This window comes from Mycobacterium sp. ZZG (assembly GCF_054786995.1).
Map to the genome: position 1 here is coordinate 40,164 of NZ_JBTBFV010000014.1, position 21,956 is coordinate 62,119.

A 21,956-nucleotide genomic window follows, 5' to 3' on the forward strand; every position below is an offset into this window, starting at 1 on the left:
GAAGAAGTCACGTACCGGTCGCGTTCATTTTACGGCGGACCCCGGATGCGGGTCGGTCGAGCGGCCGGGCGACACGGTCGTCGGAGGCAGGCTAACCTAACGAACCAGGCAACAATCACGGGGGCAATGGGCAGCAAAGGCGCGTCGATGATCTTCAAAGGGGTTCGCGATGGCAGGCCCTACCCTGACCACGGTCTGTCGCACCGACAGTGGGCCCAGATCCCGCCCCGGCAGATCCGGCTCGACGAACTCGTCATGACGACCACGGTGCTGGCGCTCGACCGGCTGCTGTCCGAGGACTCGACGTTCTACGGCGATTTGTTCCCGCACGCGGTCAAGTGGCGCGGCAACGTCTACCTCGAAGATGGACTGCACCGCGCGGTGCGGGCCGCCCTGCGCAATCGCACCGTCCTGCACGCCCGGGTGTTCGACATGGACGTCGCTTCGCAGGCCACCTGAGCCCGTCTCCGTCAGTAACCGGCTTCAGCAATCTCTCGCCGTACGACGTCAGCAGATTCGTAGCAACGATTCTCCGCCCACCCGTGCCCCAGCCGCCCGGTGCCCAGGCGGTGCTCCTAGCAGACTCACGCAACCTCTGCGGCGAAGTGCGCGAGACATGCCGCGTTGCCCATTCGCCCGTTCGCCCACAACCCCGCAGCTCATCGATTATCTTTTAGGTTAGGCAAACCTATTGCCAGGGTCACATCCCTCCGTTAGCGTTCACCAATCTCACAGGAGATACATAGGAAATACATAGCTGACAGGGGAAATGTGTGAAGCAAGACCGTCGTGTCCCGGTGCCGGGATGCGTGTACGACACCGGGCGCGCTCCAGCGAGCCACCGTCGCAGCAAAGCGTTCATGGCGAGTGTTGCGGTCGCCGGCGCCGGCGTTCTGGCCGTCGCCCCCACGCTCGACACGGCGGCATCGACCGTCCGTCCGCACGCACACGTGACGGCTCACGAGTTGTCGGCGTTCGAAAACCCCCTGGCGCTGTGGGGGACGACGATCTCGAACTCCCTGACCACCGCGGGTGGGCTGGGACACAACATCGTGGCGCAGACGACCGCGCTGGGACAGGCGCTGGGTAACCCCGCGCTGCACGCCGAGATAATCGAGGTCCTGTTCTCGTCGGTGACCAATCCACTGCCGTTTCTCACCGAGACGCTGAAGTTCCCGTTCACCTACGGTGCCCGGATCGGCGCGGGACTCGAGGCCGCCTCGGCGGCTTCGTGGGGTGCGCTCGCGAAGCTTCCCGAGGCGATCGTCACCGCGGCGGGCTTGCTGCTGCAGGGCCAGTTCCTGGCGGCATACGGTCAGATCAACCACTGGTTCCTGGTCGACGCCCTCTCAGAGGGCAGGGCCGGTCTGCTCGATGCCCTCCGCGTTCCCGGCGACTTCCTGGAGTCCATCGGGTTGCACCCCCTAGCCCGAATCCTCGGCACGTCGTGGATGGACGAAGGCACCGCCGGACCCGGCTACGGTCCTGGCCTGCTGTCGCGCGGTGTGATCGGCAACCTCGGTCGGGCCCTGTTCGCACCGCCGATCACAGCGATCTTCCAGACCGTCGAGATCCTGGACCGAGCACGGGAAGCGCTGTTCTCAGGCGATCTGGTCACGTTGGCCAGCGAGGTCGTCAACGCCCCGGCCAAGATCCTCAACGCGTTCCTCAACGGCTACGTGCCTGCCTTCGTCGACGACCCCGACAGTCCTTTCCCGCCCGACGGCCCCGGCCGGAACTTCCCCGGCCTGTTCTCCCCCACCGGCACTCTCGACTTCCTCTTCGTCCAATTGCCGCGGGAGATCGCCCGGGCGCTCAATCTGCAGCGCCCGCAACCGGAGCCCGAAGCCGACGCCTCGGCGAGCACTCCGACCACAGAGGTGTCGTCGACCTCGGCAGCCTTCTCCGACGACGCGGCGACTTTCACGATCGACACGGCCGGGTCGGGATCAGCCACCGAGGCCGAGGACGCCGGCGCCCCGGAGGTACCCGCCGACACGGACACGGTGACCGACACCGACGGTCAGGACGTCGGTGACGGCACCGAGCCCGCCGTCAACACTGACGGGGACGACGTCGACGGCGCACCTGTCGGCGAGGACGCGACACCGACAGCGCGGACGACGTGGCGAGCGACGAATCGGGCGGCGACGACGCGCCCGCCGCTGGTGACGACGACGAGTCGGCGGCAACCGCACCCGGGTCGGACGCCGGTGCAGGTACCGACGGTGACTCCGGATCCGGCGGATCGGACAGCACCGAGTAACCGGCGTTGACACGAGGGCCCTTGGGGGTGGCCGGGCCGCCACTCCCGAGGGCCCTTCCGGCCTGTGCCTGCGCGGTCAGCTCATCGACTCCCGCAGGCTGCGAGGCCGCAGGTCGGTCCAGGTGTCTTCGACGAAGGCCAGGCAATCGGCACGGGTGCTCTCCCCGAAGACAATTCGCCACCCGGCGGGCACGTCGGCGAAGGTCGGCCACAGGCTGTACTGCTCCTCGTCGTTGACCAGCACGTAGAACGCACCGTTGTCGTCATCGAACGGGTTGGTGCTCATCGGTTCTCCTCGTCGAAGGGGGTTGCGCGGCACCCGCGTAGTGGGCCCCGAGCACACGATCGGACAGCAGCCCGAGGCAGCTGAGGTTCGGAAATCCCGGGCCTTGCATCAGCCCGGACAGGCCGGGCAGGAACAACTTCGGCGTCAGCGCGGCCACCGACAGGTCGTGACCGATGGATTCCTGCAGCGAATCACCCGTCAGCGGGGCGCGCAGCGCCAGCTCGATCAGATCGCGCGCGTCCTGGCTGAACAACGGCTCGAACCACATGGAGTCGGCGCCGGAGCCGTCGATCACCAGATCGAAACCGTGCACGGTCTCCAGCGCTTCGCCGCCGCGGTTCGAGCTGAGGGTCAAGCGGATCCGCTCGTCGCGTGCGACGGCGTGGGCGACCCGGCCGCGCAGATGGCGGATCCGGTCGTCGGCGAGCAGCGCGTCCTGCACCCGAGCCGAGAACACGCCACGGTCGGTGCGGGCCAGCGCGTCGCGCCGTTCGGTCACCGTCAAGCCGGCCCAATCCGTCGGGTCGGAGAACAACGTGTTCTCGAAGAAGCTCTCCCCGCGGGTGAACAGGGTGACCTGCGGCGAGATCACGGTGATGGTCGAAACACGGTGCCGGAAAAGCTCGTTGAGCATGGACGCCGCCGTCTCGCCCCCTCCGATGACCGCGACCCGCTCGGCGACGATCAGATCCGGCCGGGCCGCGCGTTCCCAGAACTGGGCGATCGACAGAACATGCGGGTCATGCGGCAGTATCGAGCGCTGAGCCTGCCCGGGTCCGGTGATCATCACGCCGTCGGCAGCCACGCTGCGCTGCGGCGTGACCACCTCCCACCGTCGGCCGTCGGTCGAGATGCGTTGCACCTCACCGGTGATCACCGTCATACCGATGTTGTGGGCGACCCAGCGCAGGTAGCGGCTCCACCCGACGTGGGTGGGTGCCGGCCGGCCCCGGTCGATCCATTCCGCGAACTGTGCGGTGGCCACCAGATAGGACTGCCAGCTGTGCCGCATCATCCGCTCGTCGAGTTCGGCGTTGCGGCGGGGCACCAGCGAGGACCGGTACGGGAAGCCGACGTCCTTCTCGGGGCTGGTGCCGAGCCGGTGCTGACCGTCGGTCCAGCCGCCCACGGACTGCCAGTTGGCGGCCACGACGCTGCGCTCGATCGCCACCACGTCGGGCACGTCGACGCCCATGGCGCGCAGTTCGGCGGCTTTGGCCGCCACCGCGATCGCCTTCGGGCCGGCGCCGACGACGGCGAGGGTCGGGGTGGGCGGAGTCGTCATAACGCCTCTGCGAGTGCGGTGACCGCCCGCTGCCAGAGCACGGTGAGCCGGTCGACTTCTGCCGCGTCGGACAGCACGGTGCTCCAGCGCCAGCTGGTGCGTAGCTGCGGCCCGTCGGCGCCGCCGGAGATCACCGAGATGACGTCGAACGTATAGCGCAGCGGCAGGTCCGGCTCGGCGGCGGCCGGCATGTGCGCGTTGAGGGTTTCGTCGGTGATCAGCGACCACGCGTGCGTAGTCTGGTCGGCGCTGAGGTCGTGCCTGCCGACGTAGTTGAACTCGACCTGCGGGTCGGGCATTGCCGCCAGGGCTTCGTCGCGCCGCGTATAGCGCAGCAACCCGTAGTCGAGGCCCCGGTCGGGCACCTCGGCGAGCTGCCGGGCGACCGCGCGGAGCAGGGTGCGGGCCGCGGCCGGATTCCGACCCGCGGTGTGCACGTCGATCGCGGCCTCCCCGGCGCCGAGGCGCACCGGATACACCGACGTGAACCACCCGACGGTGGTGGAGGTGTCGACACCTCCCCCGACGAGCGCGTCCTCCCGGCCGTGCCCCTCCAGGGCGACGAGCGTGCCGTGGTGGGCGGGCTGCCCGCGCTCGATCCGCCACGACGCCAGCGTGAGAGTCAGTGCGGTGAGCAGGAAATCACGCATCTGAAGGCCTGCGTGGTCGAGCCGGTCCAGGATGGCCCGGGTGACGGCGGCATCGGTGAGGACGTCGGTCGTGCGCAGCGAGGCCCAGGTGTCGCGCCGCGGGTCGGCCCGGCGCCGGCCGAGCTCCGGGTCGGGTCCGGCGAGTTGCCCGACCCAGTACTCCCGGCTGTGCTCGACAGTCTCGGTACGGCTGCGCTCGTGCAGTCGCCGCGTCCATTCCCGGTAGGTGGTGTACTCGTGGGCCTGGTCCACGGGGTGCCCGGCAGCCAGCGCGGCATCGAGTTGGGCCAGCGCGCCGAGGAGCACGTACCACGACACCACGTCGGTGGCCAGGTGGTGAACGCACAGCGCCAGCACCGGCGGACCCTGCCGGAACCAGACCGCCTGGACCATCGAGCCCGAAGCCGGGTCGATACGGTCAAGTGCGGCAGCCACTTCGACCTCCAGCGCGGTATCGGCGGCGGCATCCACCGCGTGGAGCACGTCGGCGGCGCACACCGCGCCGGGCGCACGGGTCCCCAGCCGGCCGCGCTCGTCGAGGACCGCCCGGAGCATGTCGTGGCGGTCCAGCAGGGCCTGCACGATCTGCTCCAGACGCTGCCCCGGCAGATCCGCAGGCAGCGACACGAGCACATTCTGGGTGAACCGGCGGAAGTTCCCGTACTCGTACATCCAGGACATGATCGGTGCGGGCATCACCTCACCGAAGCGGTCGTCGGTGACCGGGGCCGGGGCGTGGTCGTGCGCAGAGGCATCTATCGCGGCGGCCAGTTCGCGAATGTTGTTGCACTCCAGCATCAGTCGGGCCCGCATCTCGATCCCGCGGCGGCGTGCGGCCTGCACCAGGGTCAGCGCCACGATGCTGTCCAGCCCGGTCTCCAAGAAGTCGGCCTCGACGTCGACGCCGTCCTCGCCGAGCACCTCGGACAGCAGTTCGACCAGTGCCGTCTCGGTCGGCGTCTGCGGCGCCGCCGACACGGCGTCCTCGATCGCGATCCCGGCCAGCGCGGCCTCGTCGATCTTGCCGTGCGAGGTCAGCGGCAGCTCGGACAGCACGACGACGCGCTGCGGAACCATGTAGCGCGGCAGGCGTGTGGCCATCAGCGCCCGCAGATCGGCGAGAGCCGGAGGGTTCACCCCTGCGGCGACGTAGGCGGTCAGCCTGGCCTGCGCGCCACGCCGGTCGACGGTGACGTGTGCGTCGGTGACGGCTGGGTGCTCGCTCAGTACCGCCGCGATCTCACCGGGTTCGACGCGGAAGCCGCGAATCTTGACCTGGTCGTCGGCACGGCCGAGGAACTGCAGGCCGCCGTCCGCACCGCGCCGCACCACGTCGCCGGTGCGGTACATGCGGGCCCCGGGCGTGAACGGGTCGGCGACGAACCGTCCCGCCGTTTCGGCGGCACGGCCCAGGTAGCCGCGGGTCAGCTGCCGGCCCGACAGGTACAGCTCCCCCGCGACGCCGTCGGGCACCGGCCGCAGCCATGCGTCGAGCACGTAGGCGCTCATGCTCCGGGTCGGCCGGCCGATCGAGGGTTTCCGGTACTCGTCGATGGGCGCGACCACCGCCTCGACCGTGGTCTCGGTCGGCCCGTAACAATTGAACGCGGTCATTCCGGTGCGGACGCACTCGTCGCCGATCAGCCGCCACAGCGCGGGACTCACCGCCTCCCCTCCGAGGGCCAGCACCGCGAGCGGAACGGTGCTCAGCAGGCCGAAGTCGCGCAGTTGGGCGAACATCGACGGCGTGGTGTCGAGCATGTCGACGGCGAAGCGGCCGATGCCGTACACCAAAGCCTCTGCGTCACGCTGGGATTCGTCGCCGATGAGGTGCACCGAATGCCCGTCGAGCAGCGCCGCGAGCGGCTGCCAGGCGGCGTCGAAGGTGAACGACCACGCGTGACCCACGCGCAGCGGACGACCGATCCGCTCGGCCGCCGGGCGCAGCACGTGCTCGGCGTGGTCCTCGGCGTAGGCCAGCACCGCGCCGTGCGTGCCGACCACGCCCTTGGGTCTGCCGGTGGTGCCGGAGGTGAACACGATGTACGCCGCCTGGTCGGCGGACGCGCGGGCGGGTCGGTATCCGGCCGGCGGCCCGGCGGTGGGCACCGCGGCGACGAACGCATCATCGATCACCACCGCCGCGCCGGACTGTTCGAGAATGTCGGTGATGCGTTCGCCGGGCATGGCCGGGTCGAGCGGGACGATCACCCCGCCGGCCTTGAGCACGCCGAACATCGCCACCACGTAGTCGGGCCCACGCGGCAGCAACACCGCGACCGGGATCTCGGGGCCCACGCCGGCGGCGATGAGCGCAACGGCCATCCGGTCGGCGGCCTCGTCCAGTTCCCGATACGTCAGCGTGCCGCAGTCCCCGCCGGCCTCCCAGGTCAGCGCGACCGACCCGAGCCGGTCGCCGGCGATGCGGGTGAACCTGTCGTGGATGCTATGGGCAGTCGCCGGATCCGGCGTCACCGGCCCGGGGGGGTACTCGGCGGGCAGCAACACCCCGGCGGCGCGCAGCGGTCGCTCCCAGCAGTCGATCAGGCGTCCAGCAGTGTGCAGCACCCGCCTACCGAGATCGTCCGGCCGCAGCGCGCCGAGCGCGCCGTCGACCGCCTCGACGAACACCGTGAGCCGGTCGTCGGCCAGATGCGCCGCGATGGTCACCGGGAAGTGCGACAGACTCTCCAGCGCCGACGGCACGAACGTCGCGCCGTTCGCCTCGAACTCCGTTTGGCCCACCAGCCCGCCGGGCGGGAAGTTCTCATACACCAGCAAGGTGTCGAACATCTCGCCGATTCCGCCGAGGGCACGCAGCGCGGAGTGGCTCAGGTAGCTGTGATCGCGCAGCGCAGCTGCTTCGCGCTGCAGGGCCAGGCACTGCTCGCCGGTCGGCGCGCCGGGGTCCAGGCGCACCCGCAGCGGCACGGTGTTGATGAACAACCCGACCATGCGCTCGACGCCGGCGAGTTCGCCCGGACGTCCGGACACCGTCACGCCGAACACCACGTCGGTGCGGGCGGTGACGACCGAAAGCACGGTGGTCCAAGACATCTGGATCAGGGTGTTGAGCGTGACGCCGCGACTCCTGGCGGCCTCGGCGAGCCGACCGGTGGTCTCGGCGTCCAGCATCACCTCGGTGAGCCGGGGCCGTCCCGACGGCGCCGACGACGTCAGAGCCGGCGTCATCAGCGTGGGCCCGTCGACACCGGCCAGATGCCGCCGCCACAGTGCGCGGCCGGACTCGTCGTCGCGACCGGCCAGCCAGCCGATGTAGTCCCGGTAGGGCCGTGGCGGCGGCGGCAGCGCCGTAACGTCACCGCCGGCGCGGTACAGGGTCAGCAGCTCACCCATGAACAACGGCAGCGACCACCCGTCGATCAAGATGTGGTGGGCGGTCACCACGAACCGCCAGCGCTGCGGCGCCTCGATGAGCAGGAAACGGATGACCGGGCCCCGCTCGAGTGTGAACGGCGCAGCGCGCTCGTCCTTTTCGATCTCTTCCAGTTCGGCGTCGTCGGCGGCGGTGACATGACGCCACGGCATGTCGACCCGTTTCGGGATGACCTGTACGGCACGGCTGAGGTTGCCCTTGACGAAACTGGCCCGCAGGTTGGCGTGCCGCTCCAGCAGCTCCGCCGCGCACCTGCGGAGCAGGTCGGCGTCCAGCCGGCCGGTGGCGTCGGCGGCCATCGCGATGACGTAGGGGTCGTCGTCGCGGCCGTCGGACAGCGTCGCCATGGAGAAAAGCCCCTGCTGCAGCGGGCTCAGCGCCAGCACGTCCTCGATGACGGGCGGCTCGGCGCCGGGTTCGGTCTGGGTCGGCTCGGTCTGGGTCATTGCCCGGCGCCCCACGATGCGGTCAGTGCGGCGAGTTCGTCGGCGGGAAGCCCCGACACCGACATCGGCGCGTGGTGGGTGTCCGGCTGGTCATCGGCCGCGCCGGTGCCGCTGTCGATGGCGGCGGCCAGTTGCGCGAGCTGCGGATGCTCGAAGACCATGCGCGCACTCAGGTCCAGGCCGGCATCGCGTGCCCGGGCGGCGAGTTGGACGGCCAGCACGCTGTCACCGCCGAGCCCGAAGAAGTCGTCGTAGCGGCCCACCTCTCCGGCGCCGAGCAGCCCGGAAAGCAATGCGGCCAAAGCACGTTCGGTGTCGGTCTGCGGCTCCTCGAACTCGACCTCGGCGGGCGGAGCCGCGTCGACGACGTCGCCGGCGGCGGGACGGCGGGCGACGATCTCGAGTCGGCCGTCGTCGTTCCAGCGGGCACGGTCGCCGGTGCGGTAGCGCTCCGTTGCCTCGAAAGGACCACCGCTCAGGTACAGATCGCCGAGCACGCCGACCGGCACGGGCGACAGATCGGCGTCGAGCACCTCGACGCGGGCGCCGGTGCTCCATTCCTGCGAGATGCGTTTCCTCTCCTCGGCGCAGAGGATGTCGACGTCGCCGAGCGCACGGTCGGGGGTGTCGACGAACGCCGCCACCACCCGGGTCAGCCACCCGCCGAGCCGTTCGACGGTGCGCCGGGTGTAGGGCTCCGGCCGGTAGATCAGGTAGCCGCGGTACCCCTCGCCGTCGCGCCCGGAACCGTCCCCGGCCAGGAAGTTCAGCGACAGATCGGCCTGGGCGATGTCGAACGTCGGTTCCAGTGCCGTGAATTCGGTGTCGGCGTCGATCATCTGGCGCTGCGGCAGTTGTTCCCGCACGTGCACCACCACCTGAAACAGCGGGTTGCGGGCCAGGGTGCGCGGCGGATTCACCGCCTCGACGACCTGTTCGAACGGCACGTCCTGATTGGAGTACGCCGACAACGCCATATCGCGGGCGCGGGTCAGCACCTCGCGCAGCGTCGGGTTGCCGCGCAGGTCGTTGCGCAGCACCACGAAATTGACGAAGAACCCGACGAGCTGTTCCAGCTCGGCCTCGGAGCGGCCCGCCACCGGTGTGCCCATCGGGACGTCCAGGCCGCCACCGGCTTTCGCCAGCGTCACCGCGACCGCGGCCTGCAGCAGCATGAACTCGGTGATGCCGACCTCGCGGCACAGCTCGGCGATTCTGCGCCGAACGTCACCGTCGATGGTGAACTCGACGGCGTCACCCTTGCCGGTGGGCAGCCGGGGGCGCGAGAAGTCCAACGGCAGCCCGGATTCCACCGGAGCACCGGCAAGCTGACGAACCCAGTACTCGCGCTGCGGTACGGCGATACCGGTGTCGTCGCTGAGCAGCTTCGCCTGCCATGCACCGTAATCCGTGTACTGCACGGGCAGCGGCGCCCAGGTCGGCCGCTCCCCGGCCTTCCGGGCGCGGTATGCGGTCACCAGGTCGCTGAACAGCACGCCGCCGGACCAGTGGTCACCGGCGATATGGTGAATCACCACGGACAGCACATGTTCCGGAGTTTGATCGGCGGCTCGGCCGTCCGGAGCCTGACCCACGGCGAACACCGCCGCCCGGATCGGCCAGTCTTCTTCCAGATCGAAGGTGCGTTTGCGCTCGCGGTCAAGTTCGGCCTGCAGCCACTCCTCGCCCTCACCGCGGGCCCGCCGGACCGGGACGTCAGAGACCGGGTTCACGATCTGGTAGGGCACACCGTCGATCTCGCGATAGGTGGTGCGCAGGACGGCGTGCCGCTCCACGACGTCGCGAATAGCGGCGACGAACGCGTCGACATCGCAGGGGCCGGTCACCCGCGCCGCGAACGGGATGTTGTTGATCGGGCTGCGACCCTCGATCCGGTACCCGAACCACGAACGCAGCTGCGACGACGACAGCGGCGCCGGGCCGTCCAGTGGCGCGGCGACCAGCCGAGGCCTGCGGGTGGTGGCGTTCTCTCCGAACGCCAAGGTGTTCATGTGGGCGGCCAACCGGGCGACGGTCGCGTGCTCGAAGACATCGCGCACCTCGACGTCCGCGCCGAACCGGCTCCGCAGCTCGGCCACCAGCCTGGTGGCCAGCAGCGAGTGCCCACCCAGGTCGAAGAACGAGTCGTCGGCGCCGACGCCGCTACGACCGAGCAACTCGGCGAACAGCTGCGCCAGTCGGGCCTCGGTGCCCTCGGCCGGCTCACGGAACTCGGTTGCCGCCGAGATCTCCGGCTCGGGCAGCGCGGCGCGGTCGATCTTGCCGTGCGCGGTGATCGGGATCTCGTCGACCACCACGTAGGCGGCCGGCGTCATGTACTCCGGCAGTGCGGCGGCCACCCGGGCGCGGACCCTGTCGACGTCCACCGCCGCCCCGTCGGCCGGGGTCAGGTAGCCGACCAGGCTCTTGCCGAGGTTGGGCAGGTCGGCGACGACGACCACGGCCTGCCCGACGCTGGGGTCCACGGTGATCGCGGCGGCGACGTCGCCCAGTTCGATGCGGAACCCGCGGATCTTGACCTGTTCGTCGGCGCGGCCGACGAACTCGATGTCACCGTCGGCGTTGAGCCGCGCCAGGTCACCGGAGCGGTACATGCGCGCACCGGGGGTGAACGGGTCGGCGACGAACCGCTCGGCGGTCAGCCCCGGCCGGTGATGGTAGCCACGCGCGACATGGGTTCCGCCGATGTAGATCTCGCCGATGGAACCAACCGGCACCGGTTGCAGCGCATCGTCGAGCAGGTGGATCTGCGTGTTGATCTTGGGTTTGCCGATCGGGACGATCCGGGTGCCCTGCCTGCCCTCGACCTTGAACCGGGTGGCGTTGATGACGGTTTCGGTGGGTCCGTAGAAGTTGTGCAGCAGCGCGTCGAAGGTGGCATGGAACTTGTCGGCCACCTCACCGGGCAGCGCTTCACCGCCGATCGGCACCCGCTGCAGGGTGCGCCACTGGTTCACCCCGGGCAGCGACAGGAACAGCCCGAGCAGTGACGGGACGAAGTGCATCGCGGTGATGCCCTCGTCGCGCAGCAGCGCGGTCAGGTAACCGATGTCGTTCAGACCGCCGGGGCGGTGGATCACCAGCCGGGCACCGCAGGCCAGCGTGCCGAACACCTCGGCGATGGACACGTCGAAGCTCGGTGAGGCGACCTGCAGCAGCCGGTCGTTCTCGTCGACCTCGTACTCGTCGGCGAACCAGACGAAGTACTCGGCGACCGGTCGGTGCGGCACCGGGACGCCTTTGGGCAGGCCGGTTGAACCGGAGGTGTAGATCAAGTAGGCCGTGTTGTCCGGGCCCACCGGGCGCACCCGGTCGCTGTCCGTCGGATCGTCGGCGCGCAGCTCGCCGGCATTGCTGACCGCCTCCCGCACAACCACTTTCGCGTCGCAATCGCCCAGGATGAAGTCAACGCGGTCCTGCGGGTAGGTGGGGTCGACCGGGACGTAGACCGCGCCGGCTTTGAGCACGCCCAGCGCGGTTACCACCAGCTCCGGTGACTTGTCGAGCAGCACGGCGACCCGGTCCTCGGCGCCCACCCCTTCCCGGATCAGCCAGTGGGCGACGCGGTTCGCCGCCTCGTTGATCTCGCGGTAGGTGTGCTGGCGCCCCTCGAAGACGACGGCGGTGCCGTCGGGACTGCGCCGGGCCTGCGCCTCGATGAGGTCGGTGATGGTGGCCGGCGGGGTCTCGAACGCCGGGCCCGACGACACCGCGCGCAGCCAGTCGAGGTCCTCGTCGCTCATCAGCTGCAGTGCGCTCAGCGCGGTGTCGGGTGCGCCCAGTGCGCTGCGGATCAATACGGCGTAATGGTCGAGCAGTTGCCGGGCCAATCCGGGTTCGATGATCTCCACCAGGTGCTCGAGCTCCACCACGATCTCGTCGGTGTCGAACTCCACCATGATGCCCAGCGGGAGATGCGTCAGATGTGAACGCAGCTCGGCCCTTTCGCAGGTGACACCGGGCGGGGTGAAGCCGAACCGGTCGCGGCCGCGGAAGCCGAAGCTGACCCGCGTCATCCGCTCGGCGCCGTGCCGCCGGTCGGGGTTGAGCTCACGGACCATCCGGTCCAGGCCGACCCGCTGGTGGGCGAACGCCCCGAGCGCGGTGTCGCGGGTCTGGGTCAGCAGATCGCGGAATGTCATCGCCGGGCGTGGGCGCAACCGCATCGCGACGGTGTTGCCGAAGTAGCCGATGACGTCGTCGGGGTTGCCGTCGCGGTTGAGCACCGGGGTGGCGACCAGGAAGTCGTCGACGTGGCTGTACCGGTGGATCAGCACGCCGAACACCGCCAGCAGCACCGCGTACGGTGTGGCGCCGACCTCGTCGGCCAGTGCCGTGACCCGCGCGCTCGTCTCCCCGTCCAGGCGCAGCGCGGTGCGCTGTGACCGCCAGCTGGTCGGGACCGCCGACCCGGTCGGACCGGGCAGCTCCAGCGGTTCCGGCGGATCGGCCATCACTGTCCGCCAGTACGCGACGTCCTCCTCGTCGGAGCCGGCGGCGGTGGGGACCGCACGGGGCGCCGGGCGCAGCTGTTCACCGACGTAGGCGCGGGTCAGGTCGCCGAAGAACACCTCCCACGAACCGTCGTCCCAGGCGATGTGATGTGCCACCAGCAGCATGACGTGTTCCGTTGCGGCGATGCGGATCACCGTGATACGCAGCGGCGACTCGACGTCCAGGTCGAACGGCTTGGCGAACTCGCGCTGCGCGATCACCTCCAGCCGCAGCCGGCGGGCCCGCTCGGACAGATCGCTCAGATCGTGTTCGGCCCAGCCGGGCATGAGGTCGGCGTGCACGGTGGGCACCGGCATGCCGCTGTCGCCGGCGGCGGTCGCCTCGGTGCGGTACGTCGTGCGCAGCACGCGGTGGCGCCGGGCCACCGCGTCGACCGCAGCGTGCAGCCGGGCGAGGTCGATGTCGCCGGACAGGCGGTAGGACAGGCACACGTTGAGCAGCGCGCCACTCGGGTCGGCGTTGTGCACGAACCACATCCGCAGCTGGCCCTCGGTCAGCGCGTCGGGATCACCCGTGTCCTGGGCGGTGCCGGTGCTCAGCCCACGCTCCTGCATCCTGCGGCGCAGCAGTTCCAGTCGGCGCTCGTCGAGCCCGGCCCCGGTGTCGATGTCAGTCACTGAAAAGAGTTCACTTTCTCTGATAGGCCGGCGATCAGGTCCGTACCGGTGATGCCGCCCAGCAGTGTCGCCAGCGGCACGGTGTGGCCGGTCAGCCGTTTCAGACGCTTACGGAGATCCAGCGCGAGCAGCGAGTCGACCCCGAGATCGAACAGCGATGAGTCCAGATCCAGTGCTGCGCAGTCCGCTCCGAGCACTGCCGCGAGCTGGCTGCGTACCGCCTCGGGCGGCGCCATCGGCGTGGAACCGGCAGCTGTGTCAGTCTCCCTCGATGTCTGCACCGGTGTCTCGCCGAAGAACGCGCGCATCCGCTCCGGGTCGGCGGCCAGCACCAGCGGATCCCCCGAGAGATCCGCCAGGCTCGCCTCGACGGCGAGTTGGGGGCTCATCTGCCGCAGTCCCGTGCGCTCCACCCGCGCGATCTCCGCGGCGTCGACGATGCCGCTGCCCTCCCAGAGACCGAAGCGCACGGCCGTGCAATGGCGCCCTTCGGCGCGCAACCTGGCAGCCATCACGTCGAGCATCCGGTTGGCTGCCGCATACCCGCCGACACCCTTTCCGCCCCACACGCCGGTCACTGAGGAGCACAACAGGATTCGGGCGTCGTCGCGGATCGGCCAGGTGTGGGTCAGCGCCTCCAGGCCGACGATCTTGGCAGCCGCCATGTCCGCCAGCGCGGCGCCGGTGGTGCCGGTGCGATCGGCGAATATCGCGGTGCCCGCGGCGTGGATGACCAGCGACGCCGGACCGCCGGCGACGTCGGCGGCCGTGGCCGCAAGTCGGCGGGAATCCCGCAGATCGCATGCTGGTGCGATGATCTCGGTACCGAGGTCGTTCACCAGGGCCGGGTCGACGCCGCGGCGGCTCAGCAGCACGATCCGCCGGGCGCCGCGTGCGGCCAGGAAGCGGGCGTAGCTCAACCCGATGGCTCCCGAGCCCCCGGTGATCACCACGTTGTCGAGTGCGCCCGAACCGAGCTCCCATGGTTGCGCGGCGGACGCGTCTCCGAGACTGCGTTGGTACACCGCCCCGTCGCCGCGTAAGGCGAGTTCGCCTGTGGCGTCCAGCATCACGTCGACGGCACCGATCCCGGTCGTCGCTCCGGCCGGCAGGTCCAGGTGGTGGAAGTTCTGGTCGGGGTGTTCGAACCCGATGCAGCGGTGCATGGCGGCCAGCCCGGCCTGGGCCAGATCGGGCAACGGGTCCGCGGCGGTGGCGCTCTCGGCGCCGGCGGTCACCAGCCAGACGTCACGGCACCGGGCGCCGAACGTGTCGGGGTAGCCGAGCAGGCCGGTGTCGACGGCGCAGGACAGCCCGTCCACGGCTCCGGCGGCGTCGCGGTCACCGAACGCGGGTGCGACCGCGATCACCAGATCGGCGTCCGTCGGGTCGGTCAGCACCGCGCGGTCGTGCTCGGCGACGGCGTGCCGCAGCGCCGCGGCCACCGGTGTGGCAGAACCGGTCTCGACCACTGCGATCTTCCGGCGCGGTGTCGCCGTGGCGCGGCCGGGGCGGTGCGGCCGCCAGGTCTCACCGCTTACGGTCAGTTGCGGCAGCGCCGGCAGCGGCTCGGGCTCGGCCCATAGGTGCTCGGCGCGCATCGGCGCACCCGGAAAGCCGTACAGCGGCTCGGGCCGGCCGGTCAGAAGGTCGCCCCAGTGATAAGCGGGGTCGGCGGCCGCGACGGTGACGATATTGGCAGACAACGCGTCGCGCACGGACTCGTCGCGGTGTCCGGAGCCGACGAGCACCGCCGCCGCAGCGCCGGCGCGTTCGATGCCGTCTTCAACGGCGAACAGCAGTGACGGGTGCGCAGACATTTCGACGAAAACGCCGGCGCCCAGCCCGATGGCCGTCCGCACGGCCCAGTCGAACCGGATCGTGTTGCGCAGGTTGGCATACCAATAGTCGCCGAACTCGGTGCCGGGGGCGACGGCCTGTCCGGTCGCCGACCCGACGAACTGCACCGGCGAGTCGGCGAACACCGATTCCGGTAACCGCCGGCACAGGTCCTCGCGCTGGGGTTCCATCGCGGTGGTGTGCGCCGGGAAACTCATCGCCAGCTCCTTGGCGAACCGGCCGCGGGCACGGGCGGCCGCCACGGCCGCGGTGACCGCGGACCGCTCTCCCGACACCGCGACCGAGGTCTGCGCGTTGACCGCGGACAACTCCAGCCAGCCGTCGGTGGCGCCGATCAGCTCGGCGGCTTCGTCGGTGTCCACGCCAAGGACCGCGACGCCGTTGTCGCCCGGGATGGCCGCGATCGCCGCCGCCCTTGCGGCGAGCACGCTGACCGCGTCGGCGAGGGTGACGGTTTCGGCGACGTAGGCCGCCGCGACCTCGCCGAGACTGTGCCCGACGGTCAGGTCCGCCACGATGCCACACGAGCGCCATACCGCCGTCAGCGCGACGGAGTGCACGAACTGTGCGGCCTGCAGTTCCAGGTGCGAGACCGGGCCCGGCGCCGCATCGCCGCCGACGAGGAACGGCAGCGGGGACGTCAGCCCGGCCGCGACGAACGCCGCACCCAGCCGGTCGGCTTCGTCACGGTAGGCCGGCAGCTCGCGGTAGGGCTGCGCGCCCATGCCCGGCCACTGGGTGCCCTGCCCGGGATACACGAACGCGGTCCGGCCCGCGGCCCGTCCTGCCGCGTGCGTCACCGACGGGTGCTCGCGTCCCTCGGCGAGCGCCAGCAGACCAGCGGTCAGTTCATCGTGATCCGCGGCGCGCACGACCGCGCGGTGGCGTCGCGGCCGTCGGGTACGCACCAGCTGGGCGGCCACCTGCGCGGGATCACACGGCTTTCGCCCCAGGTAGTCGAGGATGTCACGGGCGGCGACAGGCAGCAGCGCCTCGTCGTGAGCGCTGAGCGCGACGGCGATCCGCCCGTCGGGCAACCGGCCGGCCGGCATCACGCGGGCCAACCCTGCGCCGACTCGGGCACCGCGACGACGACGTGGGTGTTGGTGCCGCTCATCCCGAACGCCGACACCGCGCCCGTGCGCGTCCCGTCGACGGCACGCCACGGCGTCAGCTTGGTGGCCAACCGCAAACCCGTGCTCTGCCAATCGATCTCGCGGCTCGGGTCGTCGACGTGCAACGTGGCGGGGACGGCGGCGTGCTCGGCGGCCAACAGCACCTTGGCCAGGCCGAGCGCACCGGCGGCCGCCTGCGTGTGTCCCACGTTGGACTTGACCGAGCCGAGCAACGGGCCTCTCCCGGGCGTCCCGGCTCCGTACGTGGCGGCCAGCGAGGTGAGCTCGGTACGGTCCCCCAGCCGGGTTCCGGTGCCGTGGCCTTCCACCATGCCCACGCTGTCGACGTCGACACCGGCGGTGGCCAGAGCACGCCGGAACAGCCGGGTCTGGGCCTCGCGGCTGGGAGCGGTGAGCCCGACCGATCTGCCGTCGGAGTTCACGCAACTGGCCAGTACCTCGGCCACGATCCGGCGGCGGTCCCGCAGCGCGGCCGATCTCCGTTGCAGCACGAACATCCCGGCGCCTTCGGCCCACACCGTGCCGCTGGCGTGCGCGCTGTAGGGCCGGCAGTGCCCGTCGTCGGACAACGCGTGCTGTTTGGAGAATTCCACGAAGTAGCCCGGTGAACCCATCACGCACACCCCGCCGGCCAGGGCCAGGTCGCAGTCGCCGGACCGCAGCCCCTGCACGGCGATGTGCAGTGCGGACAGGGCCGACGAGCACGAGGTGTCGACGGTCATCGCCGGACCCGCCAGACCCAGGAGGTAGGCGATGCGGCCGGAGATGACTCCGAGCGAGGTTCCGGTGATCAGATGGCCGCTGTGGTGGGAGAACTCGTCCATCGCGGGCCCGTACCCCATGTCCGAGGCGCCGACGTAGCACCCGGCGTCGTGGCCGTCGAGGTCGTCGGGGTTGATTCCCGCGCTCTCCAGCGCGCGCCACGCGACGCGCAGCGCGACGCGCTGTTGCGGATCCATGGCAACGGCCTCCCGGCGCGAGATGCCGAAGAACTCGGGGTCGAAATGCCCTGCACCGCGCAGAAATCCGCCCAGATTGTGAATCGGTTTGAAGCCGTCCCGCCGCGAGCCGGCCAGCAGCGTCGGCAACGACCAGCCCCGGTCGGTCGGGAACGGGGTCAGCGCCTCCCGCTGTTCGGCGAGCAGGCTCCAGTAGTCGTCTGTGTCCTGCACACCGCCCGGCGCCTCGACCGCCATCCCGACGATGACGACGGGGTCATCGGTCATGTGCAGCTCACCAGCTCGGCGACCTCGTCCCGATGCTCGTCGAGGTAGAAGTGCCCGCCGTCGAACATCGTGAAGGTGTACGCGGCCGTGGTGTGAACCTCCCACTGCCGCAACAGGTTCTGTTCGACTCGATGATCGTCGTGGCCGCCGAGCACGTGGATGTCGGCGTCGATGCGCACGCCACGGCCGCAGGTGTAGCGGTTGAAAGCCTGGTAGTCCGCGCGCACCGCGGGCAGCAGCAGCTCGAGGAAGTCTTCGTCCTCCAGCAGTCGCGCGTCGGTGCCGCCGAGGTCGATGATGTCGGCCAGCATCTCCCGGTCGGTGGTGGGCACCGGTCGCGAACCTTCGACGGTCGACGGCGCCTGGCTCGCCGAGGCCCACAACTCGCGGACGGTGACGCCGCGCCGCGCAGCCAGTTGCGCGAACTCGAAGCCGACCAGAGCGCCCATGCAGTGCCCGAACAGCCGCACCTGCCCGAGCCGGGACCAGTCGGCGGCGCCCAGGACGTCCGCCGCCAGGTCGGTGATCGTCTCCGGCGCCGGATGGGCGAGCCGCTCGCCGCGCTGCGGATACTGCACGAGGTAGGTGTCGATGCCCCGGGCGGACAACGCCGACGCGAAACCGCGGTAGTCCGCCGCGGCGCCGCCCGCATGCGGAAACACGATCGTCGCGGTGCCGGTCTCCCCCGGGAACCTTTTGATCCACGGCGTGAGATCCAGCTGGTGGCGCTCGCCGATCATCGCCCGGAGTCCAGCGCGGAAAGCACCTCGGCACCGTCCATCCCGGAGATCTCCAGATAGAGCTCGGCTACTTCAGTCAGCCGCGTGCTGTCGTTCTCGCCGGCGATCAGCCTTGCCGCCAGTGCCGCGGCGGTGCGGGCCGCGAAGATGTCGGCGACCGCGACCGACGGGGTGTCGAGCCAGGTGCGGACGCGCGCGACCACCTGGGTCGCCAGCACGGAATCACCGCCCGAGGCGAAGAAGTCGTCGTCGGCGCCCACGGTGTCGCGCCCGAGGACCGACCCGATGAGCGCGCACAGCGCTGTCTCCAGCGAGGTGGCCGGCGCACGGAACCCGGCGCCGCCGTGCACCTCGGCTTCCCTGAGCCGACGCGTCACCGCTGCCCGGTCGATCTTGCCGCCGAGGGTGTAGGGGATTTCACCGGCGCCGACCACGATCTGCGGGATCATGTGCGGCGGAACGAGTTCGGCCATCGCCGCGGTGACCTTGGCCGGATCCGGCACGGCGTGGCCGGAGTCGGCGCTCACGAGTGCGGCGAGCATGTCCCGGCCGCCGTCGGCGGTCACGACGGCCGCCACCGCGGAGTCGACGCCCGGGACGCAGCGCAGAGCGGACTCCACCTCGCCGAGTTCGACACGGTAACCGCTGATCTTGATCCGGTGGTCGGCCCGGCCGACGAACTCGATGAGGCCGCCGGTTCGGTAGCGCACGAGATCGCCGGTGCGGTACCAGAGCGTGCCGTCATGGCGAACGAACCGCTCGGCGGTCAGATCGGGCCGCGCGCAATAGCCGCGGGCCACACCGCGGCCGCCGACCCAAAGTTCGCCGGGCACCCAGTCTGGGCAGTCCCGGCCGTCCGGTCCGACAACCCGGCAGGCGTTGTTGGGCAGCGGCACGCCGAGCGGAATGGACGCCCAGTCCGCCGGGATGTCGCCGACGACCTCGAAGATGGTGTTGTGCGTGGCCGTTTCGGTGGCACCGCCCAGGCCGGCGAACCGCATGTGCGGGGCCCGGTTCCGCAGCGCCCGCACCATGTCGGGTCGCACCCAGTCGCCGCCGGTGGGAACCACCCGCACCGAGGACAGGTCGCCGTCGACCTCCGAGAGCATCTCCAGCCAGCCCGGCATGAAGTGCAGAACGGTCACGCCATGCTCGGAGATGAGGCGGGCCCACGCGTCGGGATCGCGACGCTGGTCTTCGTCGACGACGACGATCGATCCCCCGGCCCGCAGCATGCCGAAGACGTCGAGTACGGACAGATCGCATTCCAGCGTCGACAGCGCCAGGCAGCGGTCGGCGGGGCCGATCTCGAAGTGGCCGTTGATGAACTCGACGGTGTTCATCGCCGCATCGTGGGTCATCTCGACACTCTTGGGTTCACCCGTCGAACCGGAGGTGAACAGGATGTAGGCCAGATCCGCCGGTTCGACGGCGGGCGGCGTGAACCCGGTTTCCCGGCGCCCCACCCGCAGGGCTTCCGTGATCGTCAAGGCCGGCAATGTGGTCGGCGGTTCGCCACCGCACACCAGCGCCATCCGCACCCGGCCGTTGGCCAGCATGCGGGCCGCGCGGTCGGCCGGATGATCCACGCCGACCGGCACATAGACCCCTCCGACGGCCGATATCGCGAGCAGCGCAATGACCTGTTCGTGGTTCTTGGGTCCCATCACCGCGACGGTGTCGCCGTGCCGGATGCCGGCGACGTGCAGCGCGGCCGCGACGGCGAGCACCTGTTCGCACAGTTGCCCGTAGGTGAGGTCGCCCGCTCTGGAGCACACCGCCGGCGCGTCGGGGTGGGTCTGGGCACGACGGAAGAAGCCGTCGTGCAGCACCTCCCCGCTCGGCGCGACGGAGACCGCGTTCACCCTGTCGCGCGCGGCCTGTTGTTCGGCCGTCACCGCGGCTACATCGACTGCTTCCCAGGCAGATTCGTCGGCGGCAAGGCGCGCGAGCTCGGCGACGTGATGGGCGAACATCGCGTCGGCCACACCGGGCCGAAACGCGTCCTCGCGTGTGTCCCAGTTGATCATCAGGCCTTCGGCCACGGGAGTGGCCTGCGCGTCGAGCAGCACCTGCGGCCCCTGCGAGATCGTCCACACCGGCTTGCCGAAGTGCTCGGTGACCTTGCCCGCGAACAGATCTCCGAGCCCCAGCGCACTGGTGTACACGATCGGGGCCAGCACGGGCGTGCCGTGGTGGCGGGTCAGGTCGCGCAGCACCGACAGACCCGAGTAGGAGGAATGGCGCGCCGTGGCGTGCAGCGTCTCCTGCAGCACTCGGCAGCGCGCGATCGGGGTGTCGGCGCAGGTGAGATCGACATCGAGCAGCAGCGACGACGTGAAGTCCCCGACGAGTTTGTCGACGTCGGGGTGGAACTGCTCGCGACCGAACATGGGCAGGTTGAGCAGGAAGCGCCGACTGGTCGACCACCGGGCCAGCGTGCCGGCGTAGGACGCGGCCACCGCCATCGCCGGCGTGATCCCCCGCCGTCGCGCAGCCGCGAAGAGAGCGTCCCGGGTGTCGACATCGAAGATGTGCCAGCGGCGCCGGGCGCGTTTCGGGTCGGCCTGTTCGGCGCGCGGCACCAGCGGCAGCGCGGGACCCTCCGGCAGCTCGGGCACGCGTTCGGCCCACCAGCGGCGGTCGTCCTCCGATTCCGCCGTCGTCGAGGTGAGCGCCGCGCGGTACTCGCGGTAGGTATAGCCGAGGTCGGGAAGGTTTCCGCCGCTGTAGAACTCGGCAAGATCAGCCATGAAGTTGCGGTAACTCACCGCGTCCGCGGCCTGCATGTCCATGTCGACGTGCAACCGGGACCGACCATCCGCGAGCAGCGACAGCGAGAGCTGCAGCACCTCGTCGTGCATCATCTGATGCGACTTCTCCTGCCGGATCTCTTCGAGACGTCGTTCGGCCGCCGGCACGTCGAGCGCGCGCAGGTCGTACACGGTGACGGGCAGACCGCGATCGCCGATGCGCTGGGTGCCGTCGGGCAGGATCTCGACGCGCAGCATCGGATGCCGTGCCGCGAGTTTGGCCGCCGCCTCGCGCAGCCGGTCCGGATCGACTCCGGCACCGTCGAATTCGACGTAGAGATGCGCGGCGACGCCACCGAGTTGCTGGTCGTCGTTGCGGCCCACCCACATCGCGTGCTGGATCGGCGCGAGCGGGAAGGTGTCGTCCATCGCGGGCTCCGCGGCCGGGGCCGTGTCCTGGCGGCCTCCGCCGGCGCCACCGGTCACCAACTCCGTCCACGCGGCCACGGTGGGATTCGCCGCCAGCGCCGCGAAACCGACGTCGATCCCCTGTCGGCGCCAGCGACCGGACAACGACATCATCCGGATCGAGTCCAGGCCGGACGCGATCAGATCGGCCTGCGGGTCGAGGTCAGCCGGGTTCACACCGAGCAGTTCGGCAACCTCGTCGCGGACAGACTGTGCAGTCGTCGACGCCAAACTCACCGAACCTCCTCGAACCACGCCGGATTAAGTGCAGGCTGCCCTAACTTAGTGGA

At 70.3% G+C, this 21,956-nt stretch carries 10 protein-coding genes; 2 read left to right on the top strand and 8 right to left on the bottom strand.

Going from position 1 to position 21,956, the window contains the following annotated elements:
• Nucleotides 1-147 precede the first annotated feature (147 nt).
• Together ACXMYJ_RS10860 and ACXMYJ_RS10865 are read left to right on the top strand one after the other, a co-directional pair.
• Nucleotides 148-459: a type II toxin-antitoxin system VapB family antitoxin gene (locus ACXMYJ_RS10860; RefSeq protein WP_260758183.1), complete on the top strand. Its 312-nt coding sequence runs from the start codon at nt 148-150 to the stop codon at nt 457-459.
• A gap of 401 nt (nt 460-860) precedes the next feature.
• A complete protein-coding gene (locus tag ACXMYJ_RS10865; protein WP_460356028.1) occupies nt 861-2,276 on the top strand; it encodes a hypothetical protein in 1,416 nt (471 codons plus the stop codon).
• A gap of 66 nt (nt 2,277-2,342) precedes the next feature.
• On the opposite strand, the gene ACXMYJ_RS10870 is transcribed toward ACXMYJ_RS10865, so the two are convergent.
• The 8 genes from ACXMYJ_RS10870 to ACXMYJ_RS10905 are packed head-to-tail and all read right to left on the bottom strand — an operon-like array spanning nt 2,343 to nt 21,903.
• Nucleotides 2,343-2,552 (bottom strand): MbtH family protein, encoded by a 210-nt coding sequence (locus tag ACXMYJ_RS10870; protein ID WP_260754132.1) that lies wholly within the window; start codon nt 2,550-2,552, stop codon nt 2,343-2,345.
• Nucleotides 2,530-3,837: an NADPH-dependent L-lysine N(6)-monooxygenase MbtG gene (gene mbtG, locus ACXMYJ_RS10875; RefSeq protein WP_260754136.1), complete on the bottom strand. Its 1,308-nt coding sequence runs from the start codon at nt 3,835-3,837 to the stop codon at nt 2,530-2,532. Before mbtG ends, ACXMYJ_RS10870 begins: the two co-directional genes overlap by 23 nt.
• Nucleotides 3,834-8,330, bottom strand: coding sequence for an amino acid adenylation domain-containing protein (locus ACXMYJ_RS10880; RefSeq protein ID WP_460356032.1), 4,497 nt, complete (start codon nt 8,328-8,330; stop codon nt 3,834-3,836). The genes mbtG and ACXMYJ_RS10880 overlap by 4 nt, the downstream gene beginning before the upstream one ends.
• Nucleotides 8,327-13,483: an amino acid adenylation domain-containing protein gene (locus ACXMYJ_RS10885; protein WP_460356034.1), complete on the bottom strand. Its 5,157-nt coding sequence runs from the start codon at nt 13,481-13,483 to the stop codon at nt 8,327-8,329. Before ACXMYJ_RS10885 ends, ACXMYJ_RS10880 begins: the two co-directional genes overlap by 4 nt.
• Nucleotides 13,480-16,395, bottom strand: coding sequence for a mycobactin polyketide synthase MbtD (gene mbtD, locus ACXMYJ_RS10890; protein WP_460356095.1), 2,916 nt, complete (start codon nt 16,393-16,395; stop codon nt 13,480-13,482). The genes ACXMYJ_RS10885 and mbtD overlap by 4 nt, the downstream gene beginning before the upstream one ends.
• Entirely contained in the window at nt 16,395-17,705 is a 1,311-nt protein-coding gene (locus ACXMYJ_RS10895; RefSeq protein ID WP_460356037.1) for a beta-ketoacyl [acyl carrier protein] synthase domain-containing protein, read from the bottom strand. Before ACXMYJ_RS10895 ends, mbtD begins: the two co-directional genes overlap by 1 nt.
• Entirely contained in the window at nt 17,702-18,445 is a 744-nt protein-coding gene (locus ACXMYJ_RS10900) for a thioesterase II family protein (protein WP_460356040.1), read from the bottom strand. Before ACXMYJ_RS10900 ends, ACXMYJ_RS10895 begins: the two co-directional genes overlap by 4 nt.
• Nucleotides 18,442-21,903 carry a non-ribosomal peptide synthetase gene (locus ACXMYJ_RS10905; RefSeq protein ID WP_460356042.1) on the bottom strand — a complete coding sequence of 1,154 codons (3,462 nt, stop codon included), beginning with the start codon at nt 21,901-21,903 and terminating at the stop codon, nt 18,442-18,444. Before ACXMYJ_RS10905 ends, ACXMYJ_RS10900 begins: the two co-directional genes overlap by 4 nt.
• Nucleotides 21,904-21,956: the final 53 nt, after the last annotated feature.

Coding starts and splice junctions, on each gene's coding strand:
- ACXMYJ_RS10860 (WP_260758183.1), top strand. CDS start 148: ATGATCTTCAAAGGGGTTCGCGATGGCAGGCCCTACCCTGACCACGGT.
- ACXMYJ_RS10865 (WP_460356028.1), top strand. CDS start 861: ATGGCGAGTGTTGCGGTCGCCGGCGCCGGCGTTCTGGCCGTCGCCCCC.
- ACXMYJ_RS10870 (WP_260754132.1), bottom strand. CDS start 2,552: ATGAGCACCAACCCGTTCGATGACGACAACGGTGCGTTCTACGTGCTG.
- mbtG (WP_260754136.1), bottom strand. CDS start 3,837: ATGACGACTCCGCCCACCCCGACCCTCGCCGTCGTCGGCGCCGGCCCG.
- ACXMYJ_RS10880 (WP_460356032.1), bottom strand. CDS start 8,330: ATGACCCAGACCGAGCCGACCCAGACCGAACCCGGCGCCGAGCCGCCC.
- mbtD (WP_460356095.1), bottom strand. CDS start 16,395: ATGCCGGCCGGCCGGTTGCCCGACGGGCGGATCGCCGTCGCGCTCAGC.
- ACXMYJ_RS10895 (WP_460356037.1), bottom strand. CDS start 17,705: ATGACCGATGACCCCGTCGTCATCGTCGGGATGGCGGTCGAGGCGCCG.
- ACXMYJ_RS10900 (WP_460356040.1), bottom strand. CDS start 18,445: ATGATCGGCGAGCGCCACCAGCTGGATCTCACGCCGTGGATCAAAAGG.